The sequence below is a fragment of the Xanthobacter oligotrophicus genome, assembly GCF_008364685.1.
Lineage (GTDB): Bacteria > Pseudomonadota > Alphaproteobacteria > Rhizobiales > Xanthobacteraceae > Xanthobacter > Xanthobacter oligotrophicus.
On sequence record NZ_VTTL01000005.1, the window covers coordinates 192522 to 214297 of the forward strand.

The following is a 21776-nucleotide window of genomic DNA, read 5'->3' on the forward strand; positions in this document are numbered from 1 at the left end:
AGCGGAGCAATGGGGCGCTGTCACGATGAGGTAACCAGGCGCCGCCGCCCGCGGTGGAAAAGCCGCCTCAGAACAGGTTCAGCCCCGGCGGCAGGGCGAGGCCCCCGGTGAGGCTCTTCATCTTCTCCTGCATCACCCGCTCGGCCTTGACGCGGGCATCGCCCAGGGCGGCGACGAGGAGGTCTTCCAGGATCTCCACCTCGTCCGGCTTCGCCAGCGAGGGATCGATGCGCACGGCCTTGCACTCGCCCTTGGCGGTGACGCGCACGGTGACGAGGCCGCCGCCGGAGGCGCCTTCCACCTCCACCTGTTCCAGCTCCGCCTGCATCTGCTGCATGCGTTCCTGAAGCTCCTTGGCCTGCTTCATCATCCCCATCAGGTCGCGCATGGCTTCATCTCTCCTGTCGTGGCGCGCGGCTGCGCTCTGGCGCCGCGCGGGCTGGTCAGTATTCGAGTTCGTCGTCGGCGCCGGGACCGGCATAAAGGTCCTCTTCCGAGGGGGCGAGGACCTCGGTGTCGATGGGCGCTTCTTCGCGGGTGCGCACGTCCACCACCTCGGCGCCGGGGAAGCGGGCGAGCACGGCGGCCACCAGCGGATGTGCCTTGATGCCTTCTTCCCGCTCGGCCTTCACCGCCGCATTCTCCTCCGCCAAGGTCGGCCCGCCCGCCTGCGAGGAAATGGAAACCAGCCAGCGCCGGCCGGTCCAGTCCGACAGCTTGCGGGAGAGATCCTGGATGACACTGGCGGGGGCGCCGGGCACCAGCGCCACCTCGATGCGTCCCTCCTCCACGTGCACCGGCCGCAGCGAGGTCTCGACGGCGTGCTTCAGGGCCAGGTCGCGCTTGGCGGCGACGTACTGCGCCACGTCGGCCAGGCTTGCGAGGCGGGGACCCGCCGCCGGCGCCGCAACGGCCGCGACCGGCGCGGGCTGCATCTGCGGCCGGGCCTCGGCGGGGCGAGGGGCGAGGGACAGCCGCGCGCCGCCGCCCCCTCCACCACCACCGCCCGAGGGGGCGGAGGGCGGCGCCGGGGCGTCGGTAACCGGCTGGTCCTTCAGGCGCCGCAGGGCTTCGTCCGGGGTGGGCAGGTCGGTGGCGTAGCCGAGGCGCACCAGCGCCATTTCCGCCGCCTGGGCGGGCTTGGGGGCCTGCTGCACCTCGCCGATGCCCTTGGTGAGCATCTGCCACGCCCGCGCTAGCACCCGCATGGACAGGCCCTGGGCCATCTCCAGCCCGCGCACGCGCTCGGCTTCCACGAGGGCTGCATCCTGCGCCGCGTCGGGCATGATCTTGAGGCGGGTGACCAGATGGGTGAATTCGGCCAGATCCGTGAGGATCACCGCCGGGTCGGCGCCGGCATCGTACTGGTCGCGAAATTCGGCGAGCGCGCGGGCCATCTCGCCCTTCATCAGCGCCTCGAACAGGTCGATGACGCGGCCCTTGTCGGCAAGGCCGAGCAGCCGCCGCACCTCTTCCGCGCCCACCGTGCCACCGCCATGGGCGATGGCCTGATCGAGCAGGGACAGGCTGTCGCGCACTGAGCCTTCGGCCGCCCGCGCCACGATGGCGAGCGCCTCCGGCTCGATGGTGACGCCTTCCTTGGCGCAGATGCCGGACAGATGCGCCGCCAGCTCGCTCGCTTCCACCCGCCTGAGGTCGAAGCACTGGCAGCGCGACAGCACGGTGACCGGCACCTTGCGGATCTCGGTGGTGGCGAAGATGAACTTCACATGCTCCGGCGGCTCTTCCAGCGTCTTCAGCAGGCCGTTGAAGGCCGCCGTGGAGAGCATGTGCACTTCATCGATGATGTAGACCTTGTAGCGCGCCATCACCGGGCGGTAGCGGGCGCTTTCGATGATCTCGCGGATGTCGTTGATGGAGGTGTTGGACGCCGCGTCCATCTCCATCACGTCCACATGGCGGGATTCGATGATGTCGCGGCACTGCCTGCCCATGACCGAGAGATCGAGGCTCGGCCCGCCAGCGCCGCCATCCATGGGCTCGTAATTAAGCGCGCGGGCGAGGATGCGCGCGGTGGTGGTCTTGCCCACGCCGCGCACGCCGGTAAGGATATAGGCCTGCGCGATGCGCCCCGAGGAGAAGGCATTTCTCAGGGTGCGGACCATGGCCTCCTGGCCGATGAGGTCCGTGAAATTCTGCGGGCGGTATTTGCGGGCCAGCACCCGATAGGCGGCGGGGGCCGGCGCGAGGGCCTCCGGGGTCGGAGCCGGTCGCGCGGCAGCGGACGGGGCGCCGAGGTCCAGGCCTAGCCCCGGATTTGGCCCGTCGTCGTCCGGGTGCGCGTGGGTGTCCTCGCTCATGAAGCTGCCTTTGGGGATGTGCAGGGGATGCCTACCCTACGATGCACCTGCCCCATACATAGCATCGCGGTCGCCCGCGTCGATGGGCGGGCCGGCAAAACCGCCGCCGGCCTGCCGCGCTTAAGCGCCGGCGCTCACCTGCCGGCGTTCACTTGGCCTTGGGGGCCTCGACCTTCGGCGCGTCGGCCTTCGGGGCGTCAGCCTTGGGCGCTTCCGCGGCGGGGACGCGGATGCAGACGTAGCGGCGATAGCCCTCGGCCACGGCTTCCTTGTGCCTGGCATCGAGCCGGGCGGGCACGTTCTTGGCGATGGCGGCCTTGCAGGCCTCCTCGGTGGGATAGGAGTTGTCGCGGTTGACCACCGCTTCCGGCTTGACGAGGGCGCTGAGGACGAGGACGACGACGACCCACATGGGATCCTCCTTGGAAAGGTGGCTAGTCTTATCCCCAAATCCGAACCGGATTGCGACCGGGGCGCGGCAATTCACAGGGCGAGGAGGGGAGGAGCGGGGAAGAGCCAACGCCCAAGTCGTAACGCCCAGGCTCCCCACGCCAAAGACCCCCCGCGCACCTTGACGGCGCTGCGGGCGGGACCTTGCGATGCGAGGATCGAGAGGTGGGAGGCTGGACGAAGACCCGAGTCGGGCTCGTTGGGGCTGCTTCCTTCCGGACCTGACCCGGTTGGCGAGTGGCTCGTCCACCGCCAACCTCCCGAGCGCTATATGGCAGGGGCAGGGGAGGGATGCAAGAGGGCGCCAAAGCCGCGTGTCCACCTTCATCGGCCGTCTTGCTCCGGCTTGACCGGAGCATCCATGGGACCGCTGGCGAAGCGGTCGGCTCCCGGTGCAATGTAGCCGCCACCGCAGCGGAGCTTGAGCATGGAGCGGCGCTACTTCGTCTATCTCCTCGCCAGCAAGCCCCGCGGGACGCTCTATGTGGGCGTGACCAATGACCTGACGCGCCGCGTGTTCGAGCACCGGCTTGGAACCGGACCCGGCTTCACCAGCCGCTACCATGTCCAGCGCCTCGTCTGGTTCGAGATCCACGAGACGGCGATGGCCGCCATTCAGCGCGAGAAGCGGCTGAAGGCATGGCTGCGGCAGTGGAAAATCGATCTGGTGGAGAAGGACAATCCCGGATGGCGGGACCTGTTCGACGAGATCGCGCTCGGCTGAAGCATGGTCCCGCCCAGCGCGGTGCCCGGCGGGGCGATGGACCCTCCGGTCAAGCCGGAGGGCGACGGTGGGAGGAAAGCCCCGTCATGGGAAGGCCCCCGGCGCTCGTGCCGCGCCCTCCATCCCAAACCGCCGTCATGCTCCGGCTTGACCGGAGCATCCATCGGCAGAGGGCAGGCGCTTATGTGGGGAATAGGGACGGGAGGCTGGACGAAGACCCGAGTCGGGCGCGTTGGGGCTGCTTCCTTCCGGACCTGACCCGGTCGGCGAGTGGCTCGTCCACCGCGAACCTCCCACGCGCGATATGGCAGGGGCGGGGGATGCGAGGGGGCTTTAGCTTGAATTTTGGTTGTCAAAACTGCAACAACCCGTGATAGTTGCGTTACCAAGATTCGAATGGGGGGGAGATGCCACCAATCATTTCGTTCGACGATGCTATCAGCGCAACTGCCAACCAAGATAGGGCTCTTCTAATCGGAAATGGCTTTTCTTCGAAATTTTTCAGTTATAAGACTCTGCTTGATTCTGTCGCCATTGGCTCAGAAGAGCCTGTTATGAAACTTTTTAAAAAGTTGGACACTTTTGATTTTGAATCTGTAATTCGCTCCTTGACGGATGCTGCGGCGGTTTCAGAAACGTATGGAGATACAGATAGCGCCTCGCGATTTTTGGGGGACGCTGATTCACTACGTGCGCAATTGGTGCATGCAATCCGAGCGAACCACCCAACGAATCGTACCGACATCGAAACAATCATCCCAAGTTGCATTGAATTTTTGAACAGTTTCAATAAATTCTTCTCGTTAAACTACGATCTATTACTATACTGGGTTCTGCTTGAAAACCCCAAGACGTTCGTGGGTGATGGATTTGGCCTTGGTGTGGTCAGTCAGGGGATGATAGGCCCATTCAAAGAGGGAGCTTATTGTAATACGTACTATCTGCACGGGGGGCTTCATTTATTTTCAGACCACCAAGGTGATATCCATAAGCATCTAAAAAATTCGAACGGCATCATTGATGCGATCACAAGCACTATAGAGAACAAAAAGAAACTTCCAACATACGTCGCCGAAGGAACCTCTTGGCAAAAGGTGGCAAAAATAAATTCAGTTGAATATCTTAGATTTTGTTATACGACTTTAGGTCGTATGGAGGGAAACCTATTCATTTTCGGTCACTCAGCCGCAGATAATGATTCTCACATATATAATAAGATATTTTCATCTAATATTGAGCATATATATTTCGGAGTCTACAGGCCAAATTCTGAAAATATTGCGCAACTCGACTCTCAATTAGCTCGCTATCAAAGGCTTGCAAAATCGAAAATTGATTACACTTTTTACGATGCTGAAAGCGCAAAAGTCTGGGATCGGATCACTCCGTAGCCTCGCCCCGATAACCCCCTTTCCACCTCCCCCACCCAACCGCTCACCCCCCATCCACCCCCTCCGCCGCCTATCCCGCCTAACCAACTGAAATCCCACACACTCCCCCTCTGGCACACCCCTTGCTGAACTTGCCCCAATCCCCCGGCCTCGACGCCGGTGGGGTGGTCAGCCAAGGGGGAGCGCCGGATGGCCCTCGAGACGTTCTATGAAGTCATGCGGCGGCAGGGCATCACCCGCCGCTCGTTCCTGAAATACTGCTCGCTCACCGCCGCGGCCCTCGGCCTCGGGCCGGAGTTCGCGCCGCAGATCGCGGAGGCCATGGAGACCAAACCGCGCACCCCGGTGCTGTGGCTGCACGGGCTGGAATGCACCTGCTGCTCGGAAAGCTTCATCCGCTCGGCCCATCCCTTGGCCAAGGATGTGGTGCTGAGCATGATCTCGCTGGATTACGACGACACCCTCATGGCCTCCGCCGGCCATCAGGCGGAAGCGATCCTCGACGAGGTGATGGAGAAGTACAAGGGCAACTACATCCTCGCGGTGGAAGGCAACCCGCCGCTGAACGAGGATGGCATGTATTGCATCATCGGCGGCAAGCCCTTCGTGGACCAGCTGAAGAAGGTGGCCAAAGACGCCAAGGCCATCATCTCCTGGGGCTCCTGCGCCTCCTATGGCTGCGTGCAGGCGGCCCGGCCCAACCCCACCCGCGCCACGCCGGTGCATGAGGTGATCTTCGACAAGCCCATCATCAAGGTGCCGGGCTGCCCGCCCATCGCCGAGGTGATGACCGGCGTCATCACCTACATGCTCACCTTCGACCGCCTGCCCGACCTCGACCGGCAGGGGCGGCCCAAGATGTTCTATTCCCAGCGCATCCACGACAAGTGCTACCGCCGTCCCCATTTCGACGCCGGCCAGTATGTGGAGAGCTTCGACGACGAGGGCGCGCGCAAGGGCTACTGCCTCTACAAGGTGGGCTGCAAGGGCCCCACCACCTACAACGCCTGCTCCACGGTACGCTGGAACGACGGCGTCTCCTTCCCCATCCAGGCCGGCCACGGCTGCATCGGCTGCTCGGAAGACGGCTTCTGGGACAAGGGCTCGTGGTACGCCCGCCTGTCCGACCTGAAGAGCGCCGGCTTCGGCATCGAATCCAACGCCGACCAGGTGGGCCTCATCGCCGCCGGCGCGGTGGGCGCGGGGGTGGCTGTGCATGCGGCGGTGAGCGCGCTCAAGCGCGCCCAGCACAAGACGACGGACAACAGCGCTGATACGGGCGCGACGGGAGGCGAGAAGTGACCATCCAGACGCCGAATGGCTTTTCCCTCGACACCTCCGGCAAGCGCATCGTGGTCGATCCGGTCACTCGCATCGAAGGCCACATGCGCTGCGAGGTGAATGTCGACTCCAACAACATCATTCGCAACGCGGTCTCCACCGGCACCATGTGGCGCGGGCTGGAGGTGATCCTGAAGGGCCGCGACCCGCGCGACGCCTGGGCCTTCGTGGAGCGCATCTGCGGCGTGTGCACCGGCTGCCACGCGCTCACCAGCGTGCGTGCGGTGGAAGACGCACTGCAGATCAAGATCCCCAACAACGCCTTCCTGATCCGTGAGATCATGGCCAAGGTGCTGCAGTGGCATGACCATGTGGTCCATTTCTACCACCTGCACGCGCTGGACTGGGTGAACCCGGTCAACGCCCTGAAGGCGGACCCGAAGGCGACCAGCGTCCTCCAGCAGTCCATCTCGGCGCATTCCAAGTCCTCGCCGGGCTATTTCCGCGACGTGCAGAACCGGCTGAAGAAGTTCGTGGAGAGCGGCCAGCTCGGCATCTTCAAGAACGGCTATTGGGACAACCCGGCCTATCTCTTGCCCCCCGAGGCGGACCTGCTGGCGGTGACGCATTATCTGGAAGCGCTCGACTTCCAGAAGGAGATCGTGAAGGTCCACACCATCTTCGGCGGCAAGAACCCGCATCCGAACTATCTGGTGGGTGGCGTGCCCTGCGCCATCAACATGGACGGCGACCTGGCTGCCGGCGCCCCGCTCAACATGGAGCGGCTGAACTTCGTGAAGCTGAAGCTTCAGGAAGCCTTCGAGTTTTCCCAGAACGTCTATGTGCCGGACGTGATCGCCATCGCCAGCTTCTACAAGGGCTGGCTCTATGGCGGCGGGCTTTCCGGCCAGAACGTCATGGATTATGGCGACTACGAAGCCATCCAGGGCCAGAAGCGGACCGATCGCCTGCCCGGCGGCGTCATCCTCAACGGCAACTGGAACGAGGTACACCCCATCGATCCGCGCAACCCGGATGAGGTGCAGGAGTTCGTGGCGCATTCCTGGTACACCTACGGCGATGCGAACAAGGACAAGGGCCTGCATCCGTGGGACGGCATCACCGATCCCCAGTATGTGCTCGGCCCCAACGCCAAGGGCACCCGCACCAATATCGAGGCGGTGGACGAGAACGCCAAGTATTCGTGGATCAAGGCGCCGCGCTGGAAGGGCAATGCGGTGGAGGTGGGCCCGCTCGCCCGCTACATCCTCGCCTATGCCCAGGGCGTCGACTATGTGAAGGGGCAGGTGGACGAGGCGCTGGGCCAGTTCAACACCCTGGCCGGTACCCAGCTGACCGCGAAGCAGGCGCTGCCCTCCACCATCGGGCGCACGCTGGCCCGGGCGCTGGAAGCCCATTACTGCGCCAAGATGTTCCTTGATGATTTCGACCACCTCATCGCCAACATCAAGGCCGGCGACACCTCCACCGCCAACATGGAGAAGTGGGACCCCTCGACCTGGCCGAAGGAGGCCAAGGGCGTGGGCACGGTGGCCGCGCCCCGCGGCGGCCTCGGCCACTGGATCAAGATCAAGGACGGGCGGATCGAGAACTACCAGTGCGTGGTGCCCACCACCTGGAACGGCGGGCCGCGCGATCCCAAGGGCAATATCGGCGCGTTCGAGGCCTCCCTCATGAACACGCCCATGCAGCGCCCCGAGGAGCCGGTGGAGATCCTGCGTACGCTGCACTCGTTCGATCCGTGCCTGGCCTGCTCCACGCACGTCATGTCCGAAGGCGGCGAGGAACTCGCCCGCGTCACCGTCCGCTGAGGGAGGGATGCCATGAGCGATACATCCCTCTCCGGCGCCGCGCCTCCGGCGGCCCCCGCGACCCCGGTCGCGCAGGCGATCAAAGGTGGAAAGAAGCTGACCACCGTCTATGTGTACGAGGCGCCGGTGCGCCTCTGGCACTGGGTGAACGCGCTTTCCATCGTGGTGCTGTGCATCACCGGCTACTTCATCGGCTCGCCGTTCCCGACCCTGTCGGGGGAGGCGAGTTCCCACTACCTCATGGGCACCATCCGCTTCGTGCACTTCTCGGCGGGCTACATCCTTGCCGTGGGCTTCCTGGGGCGGATCATCTGGGCCTTCTTCGGCAACAAGTATTCCCGCGAGCTGTTCACCTTCCCGTTCTGGCGGAAGAGCTTCTGGCGGGGCTTCTTCGTCGAGATCAAGTGGTATGCGTTCCTGAAGCCCCGCCCGCTGAAGTTCGTGGGGCACAATCCGCTGGCCCAGGTCTTCATGTTCTTCGTGATGGTGCTGGGGCTGGCCTTCATGATCGTCACCGGCTTCGCCCTCTATTCGGAAGGCACCGGGGCCGGCTCGTGGCAGGACAGGCTGTTCGGCTGGGTGCTGCCGCTGCTGGGCGGGTCCATGCAGGTGCACACGCTGCATCACCTGGGCATGTGGGTGATCATCCTGTTCGTGATCATCCATGTCTATTCGGTGATCCGCGAGGACATCATGTCCCGCCAGACCATGGTCTCGGCCATCACCAACGGCCATCGCACCTTCCGGGACGACGATCCGGAGTGAGCGGCGCAAGCAGCTTGGAAGGAAAGGGCGCGGCCTCGGCCGCGCCCTTTTTGTTTGGCGTGCCGTCCCGTGTTTTTCGGTCAGGAAGGGGGCACGCCCGTGCTTGCGCTGTCGCATGTTGCCGCAAGGTCAGGCGGCTGTGTGGGCTCGGAGTGGTGTGAAATAGCATCCCGCCATGCGGAAAATGGAAATCAGAATTCCAATTTGTGGATGAAAATGCGAGGGTTCTTCCACTTGTCATGCAGGCGCCACGTATGAGGTATGCAGCCGCCACGATCCGAATCAACGCTTTGTCCGGAATTGCGAACGACTGGCATGCTCTTTGAATTGGAGGATCTCGAAAATCAGGCGGCGGTAGACCGCCGTGGGAGGCTAGCCAGGAGGGATGCGTCGCATGGACGACGATCGGCAAGTTGCGCGCATTCTGGTGCTCGGCATCGGCAACATCCTGTGGGCTGACGAGGGCTTCGGCGTCCGCGTGCTGGAGGCTCTCGACGCCTCGCACGTCTTCCCCGACACCGTCACTTTGCTCGATGGCGGGACCCAGGGCCTCTATCTCTTGCCCTATCTGGAAGAGGCGGACGGCGTGGTCATCGTGGACGCGGTGGATTACGGCCTTGTCCCCGGCACCCTCCACATCCTCGCCGATGGCGAGGTGCCCGCCGTGCTCGCCGCCCGCAAGGTGAGCCTGCACCAGACCGGCTTCCAGGAAATCCTCGGCCTACTCGCCTTGCGCGGCAAGACTCCCGCACGCATCGTTCTGGTGGGCGTGCAGCCCGAGCTGCTGGACGATTACGGCGGCGGCCTCACCGCCACCATCGCCGCCCAGGTGGAGCCGGCGGCGCGCAAGGTGCTCGACATCCTGAAGGACGAGTTCGGGGTGGTTCCCGCGCCCCGCGCGGGAGAGGGCAGCCTCGTCACCGCCGCGGTCGGCCGGCAGTCCTACGAGAGCGAGCGTCCGAGCGCCGAGGCGGCATGCCGCATCGGCGACCCCCGCGTGCTCGCCACGCCCCGGAGCTGAGCCATGTGCCTCGGCCTTCCCATGCGCATCGAGGAGGTGGAGGGCACCTTTGCTTTGTGCCGCGCCGAGGACGCGCGCGAGCGGGTGGACCTCGCGTTGGTGCCTGAGGCGCGTGCCGGCGACCATGTGCTGGTGTTTCAGGGCACCGCCCGCCGTCTGCTGGACGCCGACGAGGCGCGCCTCATCACCGATGCGCTCAAAGGCGTCGCCGCCATCATGGCGGGGGAGGCGGACACCGCAGCCATCGACCGCGCCTTCGCCGACCTCGCCGACCGCGAGCCCACTTTGCCGCCCCATCTCGCCGCGGCCTATGCCGCCGGCCGAAAGGAAGCCTGATGTCCGAGGCCGCGATCCCCGATCCCAACCTGCATCCCCTGGTGCGCCGGCTCGTGTCCGAGCGCGCCTGGCCCTATCTCGAAGCGCCCGAGGACACCGCGCGGCTCGATGCCCGCGACCATTTCCTGTTCCTGCCGGCCCACGGCAAGGCGCATCTGGAAAGCCCGGACATCGCCGTGGTCCTGCCCGAGCTGGTGAATGCGCTGGGCGGCGAGGCGGTGCTCGGCGTCGCGGTGGCGGGGCCGAAGACCGAGGCCGCATTGCGTGACGCGCTCAGCCTCGCGCTGCCGGCCATCGTGGTGGTGCGCGGCGGCCTGCCGGTGGGCGCCATCTCCCGCATGCGTGACTGGGACGAATATCTCGAACGCCTCGGCGCGCTGCTGAAGACCCCGTCCGCCGCCACCCACTGAGGTTAAGACCCACAAGAAGGCACGCCCCGAATGTCCTCTTCCCCCTTCGCCACACAGCCCCCCGTCGGCTTCGGTCCTGGCAGCCAGTCCGGCAGCGACGAGGAGGGCCTCGCCTATCTGCCGCTGCCCTCCGGCATGCGCATCTTCGAGGCTCATCTGCCGGAGGTGGAGGACGCCGATCGCCTCGCCCCGGCGCTCAGCGTGCTGGAACAGGTGATCGCGGCGCTCCAGGCCTGGCAGCCGGGGACGAGCCACGTCATCCCGCTCACCCATCTCGACCGGGACAATATCGCTTTGGTGGACGAGGCCATGGGCGAGGGGGAAGTGGCCATCAAGGTGGCGGCATTCGGCGATGCCCGCGCCATGGAGATCCAGGAAGCGACCTTTGCCGGGGTGTGGCGCCTGCGGGGTGCCGCCGGCACCGACCGCATCGAGGTGGCGGCCTTCCCGCGCGGCGCGCTGGTGCGGGCCTTCGGGCTGGGAACGGGCATCGACCTCGAGGGCCTGGACACGCCGGCACCCGGCATCTTCAATGCGCCGGCGCTTCTGGTGGAGATCGACCACCGCGCCCGCTCCCGCCAGCCGGGGGAATTGCCCCACGTCATCAACCTGTCGCTGCTGCCCCACACGCCCGAAGACCTCGCCATGCTCGACGAGCGGCTGGGGCAGGGGGCGACCACCGTGCTCTCGCGCGGCTACGGCAATTGCCGCATCGACGCCTGCGCCACGCGGAACGTCTGGCGGGTGCGCTTCTATAATTCGCAGGACATGCTCATCCTCGACACCATCGAGGTGACCGAGGTGCCGGAAGTGGCCTGCGCCGCCCGCGAGGACATCGCCGACAGCGCCGAGCGCCTCACCGACGTGCTCGCGGCGATCCGGTGAGCGCCATGTCCGCCACCTCCTCCCCCTCCCACGCCTTCTTCGAAGGCTCCTATCTGGGCGACCGGGCGCGCCTTGCCCCCACCGCGCGCCTGGAATGCAAGATATGCTGGCACGTCTACGACCCCGCCGAGGGGTGCGAGACGTGGCAGATCCCGGCCGGCACGCCGTTCACCGCGCTGCCCGAGCACTGGCGCTGCCCGGTGTGCGACGGCGCGCGCGACCAGTTCATGGTGCTGGATGGCGGCGCGCCGGATCTTCCTTCGGTCTCCGTGCCCGCGCTCGCACCGGCGGTGGATCCCCATCTGGAAGCCCAGCTGAAGGACATGCCGGGGCGGTTCGAGGCGGTGTTCCGCGAGATCCATTCGGCCAAGATGAAGGGCGTGCCCTTCGTGAACGAGAGCCTGGGGGTGAAGGCGGTAGGCTTCCGCGCCCATGAGGGTCGCGCGCTCGGCGTGCTGGTGACGCCTTGGTTCATGAATCTCGTGCTATTGCCCGGTGCGCAGGACGACTGGAGTGGCCTGAAAACCGGCGACAAGGAGCTGATCGCCTTCCCGTCCGGGGCGTATGAATTTCTCGCCGCCAACCGGCCGGAGACGGGGCCCTACAAGGCCTGCTCCCTGTTCTCGCCCATGTTCGACTTCTCCTCCATGCTGCAGGCGGTGGAGACGGCGGCGGCGGTACTGCCGGCGCTGTTCGATGTCGCCAACCGGGAGGAGGGCACCCGCTCCGGCGAGATCCGCCGACGCGCGGAAGAGGAGGCGGCGGCGCTGGCCCAGGCCGAAGCTGCGGCGCTCGCGTCCGAAGAGCCCGCCCCCCGGCCCGCCGGTCCGCCGCCCGAGATGTCCCGCCGCGCCGTGATCCTCGGCCCGCGCGCGGCACAGAGCGCGGCCCCGGAAGGCCCGCAGGACAGCATCGCATGATCCACGCTCCCGCCACGCTCCGCCGCCTCACCATCGCGCTCGATCAGCGCGCGGGGAGGGAGGGCGCGGAAACTTGGCGCTTTGGGCGGGAGACCGGGCTGGACCCGGCGCAGGCGCTGGTGGGCCGCACGCCGCAGGAGGCGGCGCGGCTCGCGCCCCTCGTCTTCAACCTGTGCGGCGCCGCACACAGCTTTGCCGCCGCCACCGCCCTCGGCCTGCCGGCGGCGGCGGATGGGGCGGCGGACGGGGTGACCATGGCGCGGGAGACCGTGCGCGACCACGCCCTCGCCATGCTCCACGCCTGGCCGCAGGCGCTGGGCGAGGCGCCCGACCGCGCCGCGCTGGGCCTGTTGGCCCGACCGGGACGCACCGAGGATTTCGCCACGGCGCTGGTGGGGCAGGGGGCAGACCTGCCGTCCTTCTCGCCCGCCGAGCTGGACGCGTGGCTTGCCGAGGCGCCTACGGCCACCGCCCGCCTGCTGGCCCGCTTGCGCCGCGACACCGATCCCGCCGAGGGGCGGGCGGGGCTGCCGGAGTTGACGGTGCAGGACGTGGCGACGGCACTCGATCCCGCGCGGGCTTCAATCGCAGGCGGTCTCCGCGAGACCGGCGCCCTCGGACGCGTGGCGCGCACCCCGCTGGTCGCCGCCCTTCTCGTCCGCGAGGGGCCGAGCCTGTTCGTGCGCCTGCTGGCCCGGCTGGTGGATTGCCTCGTGGCGCTGAAACCTGCACCCCTTTCGACAGACGATCTGCCCCCCGGCCTCGGCATCGCGCCCGCCGCGCGCGGGCTGCTGGGCCATGGGGCGCGGGTGGAGGCGGGGCGCGTCGCGGCCTATCGCATCCTCTCCCCCAGCGCGTGGAACCTTGCCCCCGGCGGCCTGCTGGAACGCGCCTTCGCGGCGCTGACTCCCGGTCCGGGCGTGCGGCGGCTGGCGCCGCTGCTGGTGTCGGCCATCAATCCCTGCGTGCCGGTCACCCTGTCCTTCGCGGAGGAGCCGGCCCATGCATGAGATGGCCGTGTGCGAGAGCCTGCTCTCCGCCATGGAAGAGGCGGCGCAGGCGCAGAATTTCTCCCGCGTCACCCGCGTGCGCCTTGCCATCGGCCGCTTCGCCGGCATTGAGGTGGAGGCCCTGCGCTTCGGCTTCGACGTGGTCATGCGCGGCTCCCTCGCCGAGGGCGCCGAACTGGTGGTGTTGGAAGAGGACGGCAGCGCCTGGTGCTTCGACTGCTGCGAGACGGTGGCGCTCTCCCACCGCCTCGCCTCCTGCCCGAAATGCGGCGGGGAACGCCTCGTGCCCAACGGCGGCACGGACATGAAGATCAAGGACCTGGAGGTGTTGTGATGTGCACGGTCTGCGGCTGTAGCGGCGACGGCGCCACCATTTCCGATGCCACGGGCGGGCATGCCCACGCCCACCCTCATGAGCACGGCGAGGGCCATGCCCCCGGCGAAGGCCACGTCCACACCCATGCGGACGGCACCACCCACAGCCATGGGCATGGTCACGGGCACAGCCATGCCCATGGCCATGAACACGATCATGGCCATGGGCACGCCCATCACCCCCACGACGATCACGACCACCACCCCGCCGGCGGCACCCTCGACTACGGCACCGGCCCCGCCCGCGCTCATGCACCGGGGCTGTCGCAGGCGCGCATGGTCGAGATCGAGACCTCCATCCTCGCCAAGAACGACGATTACGCCGCCCGCAACCGCGCCGGCTTCGAGGCCGCCGGGCTGCTCGCCCTGAACCTTCTCTCCGGCCCCGGCGCGGGCAAGACCACGCTGCTGGTGGAGACGCTGAAAGCGCTGGCCGGCCGCCTGCCCACCGCCGTCATCGAGGGCGACCAGCAGACCGACAATGACGCCGCCCGCATCCGCGCCGCCGGGGCGCCGGCGGTGCAGATCAACACCGGCAAGGGTTGCCACCTCGACGCCCACATGGTGGGGCACGCGGTGGAAAAACTGCCCTTGCCGCCGGGCGGCGTGCTGTTCATCGAGAATGTGGGCAACCTTGTGTGCCCCGCCGCCTTCGACCTCGGCGAGACCAAGCGCGTCACCCTCATCTCGGTGGCGGAGGGTGACGACAAGCCGCTGAAATATCCCGACATCTTCGAGGGTGCCGACCTCGTCCTCATCACCAAGGCGGACCTTGCGCCTTATGTGGACGCGGACATGGCGCAGCTTGAGGCCAACATCCGCCGGGTGAACCCGCGGGCCGAGATCCTGCGCGTCTCCGCGCGCGGCGAGGTGGGGCTCACCCGCTGGCTGGCGTGGCTGGACAAGGCCCGCGCGGAGCGCCTCGACGCGCTCGCCGCCGCCCGCGAGCGCGAGGCGCAGGCCCTGCGCGCGGCCATGACTGCCGCCGTGAGCGGAGGCGCGCGGTGAACCGCCGCCCCGCCATCCTCGTGGTGGACGACGAGCCGCGTTCGGTGGAAGTCATCGCCCGCGTGCTCGACGAGGAGTTCGATGTCTTCACCGCGCTCAACGCGGACGAGGCGCGGCGCATCCTCGAGAACGAGTGGATCCAGGTGATCTTCTGCGACCAGCGCATGCCGCACACCTCGGGCGTCGCGCTGCTCACCGAGGTGCGCGAGCGCTGGCCGGACATCCTGCGCATCATCGTCACCGGCTATACCGAGCCGCAGGACATGATCGGCGCCATCAACGAGGCTGGCATCTACCAGTTCATCCCCAAGCCCTGGCATCCGGACCAACTGCTACTCGCCGCCCGCAATGCCGCGCATCTGTTCGAGCTCCAGCGCGACCACGAGCGGCTGAACCTGGAAATGAAACTCACCGCCGTCACCGCCGAGGCGCGGCTCGGCGCGCAGCAGGCGCGGGTGAAGCAGAATTTCCATTTCGACACCCTCATCCGCGCGCCCGGCAGCCCGCTCAGCGCGGTGTGCCTGCGGGCGGCGCAGGTGGCGACCTTCGACGTGCCCGTGCTCGTCCATGGCGAGACCGGCACCGGCAAGGAACTGCTCGCCCGCGCCATCCATTATTCCAGCCTGCGCAGCGACCGGCCGTTCTTCGCCGTCAATTGCGGGGCGATCCCGGACGAGCTTCTGGAATCGGAGCTGTTCGGCCACAAGAAGGGGTCGTTCACCGGCGCCCACGTCACCCGCATCGGCCTGCTCGACCAGGCGGACGGCGGCACCATCTTCCTCGACGAGATCGGCGACGTGTCCCCCGCCTTCCAGGTGAAGCTGCTGCGCTTTTTGCAGGAGGGCGAGATCCGCCCGGTGGGTTCCAACGAATCCAAGCGCGTGAACGTGCGGGTGCTCGCCGCCACCCATCGCGACCTTTATGGTGAGGTGGGGCGGGGCCGCTTCCGCGAGGATCTCTATTACCGCCTCTGCGCCATGGTGCTGACCCTGCCGGCCCTGCGCGAGCGACGCGCCGACATCCCGGTGCTGGCCCAGAGCATCCTCGATGCGCTCTCATCCCATCACGGCAAGCGGGTCAAGGGCTTCACCGAGGAAGCGCTCGCCTGCATGCGGGCCTATGACTGGCCGGGCAACGTGCGCGAGCTGCAGAACGAGATCACGCGCATGCTGGTGCTGGCCGAGCGCGACACGTTGTCCGCCGACCTGCTCTCGCCCCATGTGGTGCGCGCCGCCGCTGCCGAGACGCGGGCGGTGGAGACCCGCCTGTCCGAGGCAGGCGCGTCGCAGGCCATCGCCCTGCCCGACGGCGGGCCGCTGAAGGAGCGGGTGGAGCGCATGGAAGCCACCATCCTCACCGAGACGCTGGTGCGCTGTCGCTGGAACAAGAGCCGCGCGGCGGAGGAACTGGGCCTCTCCCGCGTGGGCCTGAGGGCGAAACTCGACCGCTACGGGATCTCCCGCGGCGGGGCCTTTTCCAAGTCGCATTGAGGAGCCTTGCCATGTGCCTCGGCATTCCCGGACAGATCGTCGCCGTCGCGGATGAGGACGCCATGCTGTGCGTGGTGGATGTCTCCGGCGTCCGCCGCAGCGTGGACGTGGTGTGCGTCGCCGAGCCCGGTGCGCCGCTTTCCGACCTCGTGGGCGCGTGGGTGCTGGTGCATGTGGGCTTCGCCATGAGCCGCATCGACGAGGAGGAGGCCGCCGCCACCCTCAAGGTGCTCACCGAGATCGGCGAGGCGGCGGCGGAAATGGAAGCGCTGACAAATGGCAGCGTCGATCTTCACCCCGCCATCGCCTGAGGAGACGGCCATGCGCTACGTCGACGAATTCCGCGACCCCGCCCTCGCCTCGGCCCTGGTGAAGGAGATCGGCGCCATCTCCGCCCGCCTGGAGCGCGGGCGCGACCGGCCGTTCGCCATCATGGAAGTTTGCGGCGGGCACACCCACGCCATCTTCCGCTATGGGCTCGAGGGCCTGTTGCCGGACCTTGTGGAGTTCGTGCACGGACCGGGCTGCCCGGTGTGCGTGCTGCCCATGGGCCGGGTGGATGATTGCGTCGCCATCGCCGAGCGGGACGATGTGATCTTCGCCACCTTCGGCGACGCCATGCGCGTGCCGGGCTCCCGGAAGAGCCTGCTTCAGGCCAAGGCGGACGGGGCCGACGTGCGCATGGTCTATTCGCCCCTTGATGCGCTTACTCTGGCCAAGCGCAATCCCGGGCGGCAGGTGGTGTTCTTCGGCCTCGGCTTCGAGACCACCATGCCCTCCACCGCGCTCACCGTGCTGCGGGCGGCGCGGGAGCAGGTGGAGAACTTCTCCCTGTTCTGCAACCACATCACCATCATCCCCACCTTGCGGGCGCTGCTGGAGCAGCCGGATTTCGGCATCGACGGCTTCATCGGGCCGGGGCATGTCTCCATGGTCATCGGCACGTCGCCCTACCGCTTCATCGCCGAAGAGTTCAACAAGCCCCTCGTGGTGGCCGGCTTCGAGCCCATCGACCTGCTGCAATCCCTGCTCATGGTGTTGCGCCAGATCGAGGCCGGCACGGCGCGGATCGAGAACCAATACGCCCGCGTGGTGCCGGAGCATGGCAACCCGCAGGCGCTGAAGGCGGTGGAAGAAGTCTACGAGCCACGCGAGACCTTCGAGTGGCGCGGGCTCGGCTCCATCGCCGGCTCCGGGGTGCGGCTCAAGGCGCCCTACGCGGCGTTCGATGCGGAGAAGCGCTTCAGCGTGCCGGACGTGAAGGTGGCGGACCCCTCGTCCTGCCGCTGCGGCGAGGTGCTGACCGGCGCGGTGAAGCCGTGGGCCTGCCCGGAATTCGGCACCGGCTGCACCCCCGAGACGCCGCTGGGCGCGCTCATGGTGTCGTCCGAAGGCTCTTGCGCTGCCTATTACCAATATGGTGGCGTGCGGGGAGAAGCCGCATGAATATCCCCTTCGTTCCCCCCACCCGGCGCCGGCCGCTGAGCCACAAGACGGTGACGCTCGCCCACGGCGGCGGCGGCAGCGCCATGCGTGACCTCATTGATGACGTGTTCCTTGCCGCCTTTTCCGGCGATGGCCGCGCCGCGCCGGAGGACCAGGCCCGCTTCGACCTCGCGGCCCTGATGGCCCATGGCGACCGCCTCGCCTTCACCACCGACGGCTTCGTGGTGGACCCTCTGTTCTTTCCCGGCGGCGATATCGGCAAGCTCGCCGTCTGCGGCACCGTGAACGACCTCGCCGTGGGCGGTGCGACGCCGGTGGCGCTGTCTTGCGCCGTCATCATCGAGGAAGGCCTGCCGGTGGAGACATTGCGGCAGGTGGCGGCTTCCATGGCGCAGACCGCGCGGGCGGCAGGCGTTGCCATCGCCACCGGCGACACCAAGGTGGTGGCGCGCGGGGCGTGCGACAAGCTCTTCATCACCACCACCGGTATCGGCGTGGTGCGGCGTGGCCTTGACGTGGGCATCGCCAAGGCCCGACCCGGCGACGTGGTGCTGGTGAACGGCCTTCTGGGCGACCATGGCGCCGCCATCCTGAACGCGCGCGGCGACCTTGCCCTTGAGACCGCCATCGAGAGCGACTGCGCGCCCCTCAACGGCCTCATCGACGCGCTGATCGCGGCCGCCCCCGGCATCCGCATGATGCGCGATGCCACCCGTGGCGGCGTCGCAGCGGTGGTGAACGAACTGGCCGAGGCCAGCGCTGTGGGGGTGCGGCTTCAGGAACTCAGCCTGCCCATGCGGGCCGAGGTGATGGGCTTCTGCGAGATCCTCGGCCTCGACCCGCTCTATCTTGCCAACGAGGGCAAGATCCTCGCCGTGGTGCCGCCGGAGGAGGCCGACGCCGCGCTTGCGGCGCTGCGCGCCCATCCGCTGGGACGGGAGGCGGCCATCATCGGCGCGGTCACGGCCCAGCGGCCCGGACGGGTGGTCATGCAAACGCGCTTCGGGGGAGAGCGCATCGTCGATATGCTGGTCGGCGATCAATTGCCCCGCATCTGCTGAAACCTTCATTTGGGGAGAAAAATATGCGTCACACAGCCCGCACGGCCCTTGCCGTTGCAGCCTTCTCGGTCCTGCCGCAGCTGGCCTTCGCCCATACGGGCGCGGGGGCCGTGCACGGCTTCGATGCCGGCTTCGCCCATCCCATGGGCGGCCTCGACCACCTGCTCGCCATGGTGACCGTGGGCGTCTTTGCCTTCCAGTTGGGCGGGCGCGCCCTGTGGGCGGTGCCGCTGAGCTTCGTCGCCCTCATGGCGGTGGGCGGCGCCCTGGGCGTCGGCGGCATCGACCTGCCGTTCGTGGAGCTGGGCATCGCCCTGTCGGTGGTGGTGCTGGGCGCGGTGGTGGCCCTTGGCCTCAAGGCGCCGCTGGCGCTGGCCATGGGCCTTGTCGGCTTCTTCGCCCTCTTCCACGGCCACGCCCATGGCACCGAGATGCCCATGGACGCCTCCGGCTTCACCTATGGCCTCGGCTTCATGACCGCCACCGCGCTGCTGCATGTGGCCGGCCTCGGGCTCGGCATGGCCATCGGCCGCTTCGGCGAGACCCATGGCGCGCGCTATGTGCGCGGCGCGGGCGCTGCGGTGGCGTTGGCCGGCATCGGGCTCGTCACCGGCATCCTGTGAGGTTTGCGCCTGCCCGCTTTCTTTAAGCTGAGCGGGCGTGAAGAAACGGAACCCGCATGATTGCGGGTTCCGTTTGCTAGGCCAGAAGCCGGCAACAGCCGACTTCCGGGACAAGTCCGGCCATGGCGTCTGCAGAAAGCGCGGACGATTTTAGAATGGCCGTCAGGTCTCGTCGGTGCGGGTGCGGATCCACTCCACGATGCCGGAGAAATCCTTGCCCTCGTTCCCCTCCGCCGCGAAGGCGGTGTAGAGGGCGGTGGCCGCCGCGCCCAGTGCCGTGGCGGCGCCCGATGTGTCGGCGGCGTCCTGCGACAGCTTCAGGTCCTTCAGCATCAGCGCCGCCGCGAAGCCCGGCACGTAGTCCCGATTGGACGGGCTGGTGGGTACCGGCCCCGGCACCGGGCAATAGGTGGTGAGCGACCAGCATTGCCCGGACGAGGTGGAGGCCACGTCATAGAGCGCCTGGTGCGACAGCCCCAGCTTCTCGCCCAGCACGAAGGCTTCCGACACCGCGATCATGGAGATGCCGAGGATCATGTTGTTGCAGATCTTCGCCGCCTGACCCGCGCCTGCGCCGCCGCAATGCACGATCTTCTTGCCCATCAGTTCCAGCAGCGGCCTTGCCGCGCCGAAGGCCTCGTCGGTGCCGCCCACCATGAAGGTGAGCGTGCCCGCTTCCGCCCCGCCCACGCCGCCGGAGACGGGCGCGTCCACGCTGGCGTGCCCCGCCTCCTGCGCCGCCTCGTGGAAGGCGCGGGCGGAGGCGACGTCGATGGTGGATGAATCAATGAACAGCGTGCCGGGTTTGGCCGCCGCGAAAAGGCCGTCGGAGCCGGTGGTGGCGGCGACCACGTGCTTGCCCGAGGGCAGCATGGTGACCACCACATCCGCCGCCGCGACGGCCGCCTTCGCGCTGTCAGCCAGCACCACGCCCCTCGCCTTCGCCCCCACCAGTGCCGCCGGGGCGAGGTCGAAGCCGAGCACGCTGTGGCCGGCCTTGACCAGGTTGCCAGCCATGGGCCCGCCCATGTTGCCGAGGCCGATGAATGCGATGGTGGTCATGATGGTTCCTCCCCGGATGGAACGTCTTGCAGGCGTTCCTGATGCGTGTCCTTGGCGGGTCGTCATGGCCGGGCTTGTCCCGGCCATCCACGCCGTGCCGCTTGTGTTGAACCTGTGATGCAGTGCCCGGCCCATCCGCGTGGATGCCCGGGACAGGCCCGGGCATGACGGTCTGAATTGTCCTGCCCACGATCCGTGGTCAGCATCGGGAGCCGCCCTGCTCAGTTCCCCCGCGCGATCAGCGCGCGGGAGATGATGAGCCGCATGATCTCGTTGGTGCCTTCCAGGATCTGGTGGACCCTGAGGTCGCGCACGATCTTCTCCACCCCGTAGTCGGCGAGATAGCCGTAGCCGCCGTGGAGCTGGAGCGCCTCGTTGGCCACGTTGAACCCGGCGTCGGTGGCGAAGCGCTTGGCCATGGCGCAGAGTGTTGTGGCGTCCGGCGTCTTGGCGTCCAGCGCCGCTGCCGCGCGCCACAGGAAAGTGCGCGCCACCTCCAGTTCGGTGGCCATGTCGGCGAGGCGGAATTGCAGCGCCTGGAACGCGTCGAGCCTTTGTCCGAAGGCCTTGCGCTCGCGCATGTAGGCGAGCGTCTTGTCCAGGGCCGCCTGCGCCCCGCCGAGGGAACATGCGCCGATGTTCAGCCGCCCGCCGTCGAGCCCGGCCATGGCGATCTTGAAGCCGTCTCCCTCCGCCCCGAGGCGGTTTTGCACCGGTACGCGCACGCCTTCGAAGATGACGGCGCGGGTGGGCTGCACGTTCCAGCCCATCTTCTTCTCGTTGGCGCCGAAGGAGAGGCCGGGGGTGCCCGCCTCGATCACCAGGGTTGAGATGCCCTTGGGGCCGTCCCCGCCGGTGCGCACCATCACCACATAGATGTCGGAGGCGCCAGCGCCGGAGATGAACTGCTTTTGCCCATCGACCACATAATATTCGCCGTCGCGCACCGCCTTGGTCTTCAGCGCGGCGGCGTCCGATCCAGCGCCCGGCTCGGTGAGGCAGTAGGAGGCGATGTGCTCCATGCTCGTGAGGCGGGGCACCCATGTGGCGCGCTGGTCCTCGTCGCCGAAGCGGTCGATCATCCAGGTCGCCATGTTGTGGATGGAAAGGAAGGCCGCCGTGCCGGGGCAGCCGGTGGCCAGCGCCTCGAAGATCAGCGCCGCATCGAGCCGCGACAGGCCGGAGCCTCCCACGTCGTCCTGCACATAAATGCCGCCCATGCCGAGCGCCGCGGCGGCGCGCAGGGTGTCCACCGGGAAGTGCTTCTTCTCGTCCCAGTCCACGGCGAAGGGGGCGATCTCGGCGTTCGCGAAATCCCGCGCCATCTCGCGGATGGCGATCTGGTCTTCGGTAAGCGTGAACATG

General features: G+C 67.4%; 23 protein-coding genes and 2 other RNA genes. 18 read left to right on the plus strand and 7 right to left on the minus strand.

Features of this window, described 5'->3' with window-relative positions:
* Nucleotides 1-67: 67 nt before the first annotated feature.
* The 4 genes from FZ033_RS09860 to ffs (FZ033_RS09870) form a co-directional block, all read right to left on the minus strand.
* Nucleotides 68-388 (minus strand): YbaB/EbfC family nucleoid-associated protein, encoded by a 321-nt coding sequence (locus FZ033_RS09860; protein WP_138400198.1) that lies wholly within the window; start codon nucleotides 386-388, stop codon nucleotides 68-70.
* Nucleotides 389-443: 55 nt separating this feature from the next.
* On the minus strand, nucleotides 444-2321 hold the full coding sequence (locus tag FZ033_RS09865; RefSeq protein ID WP_149575966.1) for a DNA polymerase III subunit gamma/tau: 1878 nt from the start codon (nucleotides 2319-2321) through the stop codon (nucleotides 444-446).
* Between the two features lie 148 nt (nucleotides 2322-2469).
* Complete coding sequence (locus FZ033_RS24010; protein ID WP_188079431.1) at nucleotides 2470-2733, minus strand: hypothetical protein; 264 nt, start codon at nucleotides 2731-2733, stop codon at nucleotides 2470-2472.
* 202 nt (nucleotides 2734-2935) lie between these two features.
* An RNA gene (gene ffs / locus FZ033_RS09870) (signal recognition particle sRNA small type) lies at nucleotides 2936-3033 on the minus strand.
* A 165-nt stretch (nucleotides 3034-3198) separates the two neighbouring features.
* On the opposite strand from ffs (FZ033_RS09870), the gene FZ033_RS09875 reads away from it, so the two are divergent.
* Complete coding sequence (locus tag FZ033_RS09875) at nucleotides 3199-3495, plus strand: GIY-YIG nuclease family protein (RefSeq protein WP_149575967.1); 297 nt, start codon at nucleotides 3199-3201, stop codon at nucleotides 3493-3495.
* Between the two features lie 197 nt (nucleotides 3496-3692).
* Here the strand turns inward: FZ033_RS09875 and ffs (FZ033_RS09880) are convergent.
* Nucleotides 3693-3790, minus strand: an RNA gene (gene ffs / locus FZ033_RS09880) — signal recognition particle sRNA small type.
* A gap of 112 nt (nucleotides 3791-3902) precedes the next feature.
* On the opposite strand from ffs (FZ033_RS09880), the gene FZ033_RS09885 reads away from it, so the two are divergent.
* From FZ033_RS09885 to FZ033_RS09965, 17 genes are all read left to right on the plus strand, one after another.
* Nucleotides 3903-4886 carry a DUF4917 family protein gene (locus FZ033_RS09885; protein ID WP_149575968.1) on the plus strand — a complete coding sequence of 328 codons (984 nt, stop codon included), beginning with the start codon at nucleotides 3903-3905 and terminating at the stop codon, nucleotides 4884-4886.
* A 189-nt stretch (nucleotides 4887-5075) separates the two neighbouring features.
* Nucleotides 5076-6188 carry a hydrogenase small subunit gene (locus tag FZ033_RS09890; RefSeq protein WP_149575969.1) on the plus strand — a complete coding sequence of 371 codons (1113 nt, stop codon included), beginning with the start codon at nucleotides 5076-5078 and terminating at the stop codon, nucleotides 6186-6188.
* Nucleotides 6185-7999 (plus strand): nickel-dependent hydrogenase large subunit, encoded by a 1815-nt coding sequence (locus tag FZ033_RS09895; RefSeq protein WP_149575970.1) that lies wholly within the window; start codon nucleotides 6185-6187, stop codon nucleotides 7997-7999. The genes FZ033_RS09890 and FZ033_RS09895 overlap by 4 nt, the downstream gene beginning before the upstream one ends.
* A 12-nt stretch (nucleotides 8000-8011) precedes the next feature.
* A complete protein-coding gene (gene cybH / locus FZ033_RS09900) occupies nucleotides 8012-8764 on the plus strand; it encodes a Ni/Fe-hydrogenase, b-type cytochrome subunit (RefSeq protein ID WP_149575971.1) in 753 nt (250 codons plus the stop codon).
* Nucleotides 8765-9158: 394 nt separating this feature from the next.
* Nucleotides 9159-9785: a HyaD/HybD family hydrogenase maturation endopeptidase gene (locus FZ033_RS09905; protein ID WP_149575972.1), complete on the plus strand. Its 627-nt coding sequence runs from the start codon at nucleotides 9159-9161 to the stop codon at nucleotides 9783-9785.
* A gap of 3 nt (nucleotides 9786-9788) precedes the next feature.
* Nucleotides 9789-10121 (plus strand): HypC/HybG/HupF family hydrogenase formation chaperone, encoded by a 333-nt coding sequence (locus FZ033_RS09910; RefSeq protein ID WP_149575973.1) that lies wholly within the window; start codon nucleotides 9789-9791, stop codon nucleotides 10119-10121.
* The gene (locus FZ033_RS09915) at nucleotides 10121-10531 is read left to right on the plus strand and encodes a thioredoxin domain-containing protein (RefSeq protein ID WP_149575974.1); all 411 of its coding nucleotides are present in this window, start codon (nucleotides 10121-10123) and stop codon (nucleotides 10529-10531) included. Before FZ033_RS09910 ends, FZ033_RS09915 begins: the two co-directional genes overlap by 1 nt.
* Nucleotides 10532-10561: 30 nt before the next feature.
* Nucleotides 10562-11416, plus strand: a complete 855-nt coding sequence (locus tag FZ033_RS09920) for a hydrogenase expression/formation protein (protein ID WP_149575975.1) — start codon at nucleotides 10562-10564, stop codon at nucleotides 11414-11416.
* 5 nt (nucleotides 11417-11421) lie between these two features.
* A complete protein-coding gene (locus tag FZ033_RS09925; RefSeq protein ID WP_149575976.1) occupies nucleotides 11422-12336 on the plus strand; it encodes a [NiFe]-hydrogenase assembly chaperone HybE in 915 nt (304 codons plus the stop codon).
* Nucleotides 12333-13346, plus strand: a complete 1014-nt coding sequence (locus FZ033_RS09930; RefSeq protein WP_149575977.1) for a nickel-dependent hydrogenase large subunit — start codon at nucleotides 12333-12335, stop codon at nucleotides 13344-13346. The genes FZ033_RS09925 and FZ033_RS09930 overlap by 4 nt, the downstream gene beginning before the upstream one ends.
* Nucleotides 13339-13680 (plus strand): hydrogenase maturation nickel metallochaperone HypA, encoded by a 342-nt coding sequence (gene hypA / locus FZ033_RS09935; RefSeq protein WP_138400210.1) that lies wholly within the window; start codon nucleotides 13339-13341, stop codon nucleotides 13678-13680. Before FZ033_RS09930 ends, hypA begins: the two co-directional genes overlap by 8 nt.
* The gene (gene hypB, locus FZ033_RS09940; RefSeq protein WP_149575978.1) at nucleotides 13680-14729 is read left to right on the plus strand and encodes a hydrogenase nickel incorporation protein HypB; all 1050 of its coding nucleotides are present in this window, start codon (nucleotides 13680-13682) and stop codon (nucleotides 14727-14729) included. The genes hypA and hypB overlap by 1 nt, the downstream gene beginning before the upstream one ends.
* Nucleotides 14726-16219, plus strand: a complete 1494-nt coding sequence (locus tag FZ033_RS09945) for a sigma-54-dependent transcriptional regulator (RefSeq protein ID WP_149575979.1) — start codon at nucleotides 14726-14728, stop codon at nucleotides 16217-16219. Before hypB ends, FZ033_RS09945 begins: the two co-directional genes overlap by 4 nt.
* 11 nt (nucleotides 16220-16230) lie before the next feature.
* Complete coding sequence (locus FZ033_RS09950) at nucleotides 16231-16530, plus strand: HypC/HybG/HupF family hydrogenase formation chaperone (protein ID WP_149575980.1); 300 nt, start codon at nucleotides 16231-16233, stop codon at nucleotides 16528-16530.
* Between the two features lie 10 nt (nucleotides 16531-16540).
* Nucleotides 16541-17665: a hydrogenase formation protein HypD gene (gene hypD / locus FZ033_RS09955; protein ID WP_149575981.1), complete on the plus strand. Its 1125-nt coding sequence runs from the start codon at nucleotides 16541-16543 to the stop codon at nucleotides 17663-17665.
* A complete protein-coding gene (hypE, locus tag FZ033_RS09960; RefSeq protein WP_149575982.1) occupies nucleotides 17662-18726 on the plus strand; it encodes a hydrogenase expression/formation protein HypE in 1065 nt (354 codons plus the stop codon). The genes hypD and hypE overlap by 4 nt, the downstream gene beginning before the upstream one ends.
* Nucleotides 18727-18749: 23 nt before the next feature.
* Nucleotides 18750-19349, plus strand: a complete 600-nt coding sequence (locus tag FZ033_RS09965) for a HupE/UreJ family protein (protein ID WP_149575983.1) — start codon at nucleotides 18750-18752, stop codon at nucleotides 19347-19349.
* 162 nt (nucleotides 19350-19511) lie between these two features.
* Here the strand turns inward: FZ033_RS09965 and mmsB are convergent, their stop codons facing one another.
* A complete protein-coding gene (mmsB, locus tag FZ033_RS09970) occupies nucleotides 19512-20411 on the minus strand; it encodes a 3-hydroxyisobutyrate dehydrogenase (protein WP_149575984.1) in 900 nt (299 codons plus the stop codon).
* A gap of 221 nt (nucleotides 20412-20632) precedes the next feature.
* A complete protein-coding gene (locus FZ033_RS09975) occupies nucleotides 20633-21775 on the minus strand; it encodes an isobutyryl-CoA dehydrogenase (RefSeq protein ID WP_149575985.1) in 1143 nt (380 codons plus the stop codon).
* Between the last annotated feature and the right edge of the window lies 1 nt (nucleotide 21776).

Excerpts from the sequence above, each read along its gene's own strand:
- FZ033_RS09860 (WP_138400198.1), bottom strand. The coding sequence starts at position 388 with ATGCGCGACCTGATGGGGATGATGAAGCAGGCCAAGGAGCTTCAGGAA.
- FZ033_RS09865 (WP_149575966.1), bottom strand. The coding sequence starts at position 2,321 with ATGAGCGAGGACACCCACGCGCACCCGGACGACGACGGGCCAAATCCG.
- FZ033_RS24010 (WP_188079431.1), bottom strand. The coding sequence starts at position 2,733 with ATGTGGGTCGTCGTCGTCCTCGTCCTCAGCGCCCTCGTCAAGCCGGAA.
- FZ033_RS09875 (WP_149575967.1), top strand. The coding sequence starts at position 3,199 with ATGGAGCGGCGCTACTTCGTCTATCTCCTCGCCAGCAAGCCCCGCGGG.
- FZ033_RS09885 (WP_149575968.1), top strand. The coding sequence starts at position 3,903 with ATGCCACCAATCATTTCGTTCGACGATGCTATCAGCGCAACTGCCAAC.
- FZ033_RS09890 (WP_149575969.1), top strand. The coding sequence starts at position 5,076 with ATGGCCCTCGAGACGTTCTATGAAGTCATGCGGCGGCAGGGCATCACC.
- cybH (WP_149575971.1), top strand. The coding sequence starts at position 8,012 with ATGAGCGATACATCCCTCTCCGGCGCCGCGCCTCCGGCGGCCCCCGCG.
- FZ033_RS09905 (WP_149575972.1), top strand. The coding sequence starts at position 9,159 with ATGGACGACGATCGGCAAGTTGCGCGCATTCTGGTGCTCGGCATCGGC.
- FZ033_RS09910 (WP_149575973.1), top strand. The coding sequence starts at position 9,789 with ATGTGCCTCGGCCTTCCCATGCGCATCGAGGAGGTGGAGGGCACCTTT.
- FZ033_RS09915 (WP_149575974.1), top strand. The coding sequence starts at position 10,121 with ATGTCCGAGGCCGCGATCCCCGATCCCAACCTGCATCCCCTGGTGCGC.
- FZ033_RS09920 (WP_149575975.1), top strand. The coding sequence starts at position 10,562 with ATGTCCTCTTCCCCCTTCGCCACACAGCCCCCCGTCGGCTTCGGTCCT.
- FZ033_RS09925 (WP_149575976.1), top strand. The coding sequence starts at position 11,422 with ATGTCCGCCACCTCCTCCCCCTCCCACGCCTTCTTCGAAGGCTCCTAT.
- FZ033_RS09930 (WP_149575977.1), top strand. The coding sequence starts at position 12,333 with ATGATCCACGCTCCCGCCACGCTCCGCCGCCTCACCATCGCGCTCGAT.
- hypA (WP_138400210.1), top strand. The coding sequence starts at position 13,339 with ATGCATGAGATGGCCGTGTGCGAGAGCCTGCTCTCCGCCATGGAAGAG.
- hypB (WP_149575978.1), top strand. The coding sequence starts at position 13,680 with ATGTGCACGGTCTGCGGCTGTAGCGGCGACGGCGCCACCATTTCCGAT.
- FZ033_RS09950 (WP_149575980.1), top strand. The coding sequence starts at position 16,231 with ATGTGCCTCGGCATTCCCGGACAGATCGTCGCCGTCGCGGATGAGGAC.
- hypD (WP_149575981.1), top strand. The coding sequence starts at position 16,541 with ATGCGCTACGTCGACGAATTCCGCGACCCCGCCCTCGCCTCGGCCCTG.
- hypE (WP_149575982.1), top strand. The coding sequence starts at position 17,662 with ATGAATATCCCCTTCGTTCCCCCCACCCGGCGCCGGCCGCTGAGCCAC.
- FZ033_RS09965 (WP_149575983.1), top strand. The coding sequence starts at position 18,750 with ATGCGTCACACAGCCCGCACGGCCCTTGCCGTTGCAGCCTTCTCGGTC.
- mmsB (WP_149575984.1), bottom strand. The coding sequence starts at position 20,411 with ATGACCACCATCGCATTCATCGGCCTCGGCAACATGGGCGGGCCCATG.
- FZ033_RS09975 (WP_149575985.1), bottom strand. The coding sequence starts at position 21,775 with ATGTTCACGCTTACCGAAGACCAGATCGCCATCCGCGAGATGGCGCGG.